Annotated in this window: 1 protein-coding gene and 1 pseudogene; both read left to right on the forward strand. The window is 45.5% G+C overall.

The window, feature by feature from the left end; translation table 11 throughout:
• A partial coding sequence (locus CWO08_RS23750; protein ID WP_019821649.1) for a flagellin occupies nt 1-381 on the forward strand: 381 nt, incomplete at its 5' end.
• A 124-nt stretch (nt 382-505) separates the two neighbouring features.
• Nucleotides 506-1204 (forward strand): annotated as a pseudogene (locus CWO08_RS23755) (flagellin); the annotation flags it as partial.
• Nucleotides 1205-1707: the final 503 nt, after the last annotated feature.

Genomic DNA, 1707 nt, shown 5'->3' on the forward strand with positions numbered 1-1707 from the left:
GTTGAAGGCGAAGTGGCATTCTCTGGTAGCCTTGCTGGCGAACTAGGCATGCAACCTGGCAAAGACGTAACGGTTGATACTATCGACGTAACATCAGTTGGTGGCGCACAAGAGTCTGTAGCGGTTATCGATGCGGCACTTAAGTATGTCGACAGCCACCGTGCTGAACTGGGTGCTTTCCAAAACCGTTTCGACCACGCTATCAGCAACTTAGACAACATTAACGAAAACGTTAATGCATCTAAGAGCCGTATTAAAGATACCGACTTCGCGAAAGAAACGACTCAGATGACTAAGTCTCAGATCCTTTCTCAAGCTTCAAGCTCGATTCTTGCTCAAGCGAAGCAAGCACCGAACTCGGCACTTAGCCTACTAGGTTAATCGATTGAAAGGCCACGTTGACTATAAGTAGTTTTGATCATAAGCGTTAACGCTTGATTTGGCATAGCGCCTTTGCTGCAGAAAACCACCGTTGTTCGACGAATTGCCATGAGTGCCATGATTATCATTCCAAATCGGTGCGGATAACGGTGAAGCGGTAATGCTTCAACTGAAAGACATGCGCTCTGATAATGCTCAGATGGGTGGTAAGAGCTACCAAACTGAGAACGCGAAAGACAAAGATTGGAACGTTCAAGCTGGCTCTAACGACCTAAAACTGTCGTTCACTGATAACTTCGGTCAAGCACAAGAAATCGACATCAGCGCAAAAGCGGGTGACGACATCGAAGAGCTAGCAACGTACATCAACGGTCAACAAGACTCTGTGAAAGCGTCTGTAACTGAAGATGGTAAGCTACAAATGTTTACTGGTAACAACAAAGTTGAAGGCGAAGTGGCATTCTCTGGTAGCCTTGCTGGCGAACTAGGCATGCAACCTGGCAAAGACGTAACGGTTGATACTATCGACGTAACATCAGTTGGTGGCGCACAAGAGTCTGTAGCGGTTATCGATGCGGCACTTAAGTATGTCGACAGCCACCGTGCTGAACTGGGTGCTTTCCAAAACCGTTTCGACCACGCTATCAGCAACTTAGACAACATTAACGAAAACGTTAATGCATCTAAGAGCCGTATTAAAGATACCGACTTCGCGAAAGAAACGACTCAGATGACTAAGTCTCAGATCCTTTCTCAAGCTTCAAGCTCGATTCTTGCTCAAGCGAAGCAAGCACCGAACTCGGCACTTAGCCTACTAGGTTAATCGATTGAAAGGCCACGTTGACTATAAGTAGTTTTGATCATAAGCGTTAACGTTAGGCTTCCACAAATTAGCTCGTGGTGAGAGATGAGCGCTAAACAGACCCAGCTTCGGCTGGGTTTTTTATTGCCTGAAATTTGGTGAAGGTGTATTTGGAAAAGTGTAGTGCGGGTAAACAGAAGCGAAAGCGAGATTCCCTATCACGCTCGTTCCTCACTGTAGGGAATGACGGGATCGGGAAATGATAATTTCATCGCTTATTGTACCGAAGCTACCTTTCGTCATTCCAGAACCGAGTAAAACGAGGTATCAGGAATCTGACTTTTAATGAGCGGACTTGTTTAGTTCTCGCTTATCATTCTAGGGAGTGACGAGCTACTTATTGGTCGATGAGAAGATTCATCGTCATCCCAGAATCGAATAGAACGAGATCTCAGGGATCTCTTTTGGTTTTATATTCAACACCACGCTCAATAATCAAGAAAACGGGAAACTTTAGCGAATGT

The sequence above is a fragment of the Vibrio sp. 10N.286.48.B8 genome, assembly GCF_003050085.1.
In the GTDB taxonomy this organism is placed as follows: domain Bacteria; phylum Pseudomonadota; class Gammaproteobacteria; order Enterobacterales; family Vibrionaceae; genus Vibrio; species Vibrio crassostreae.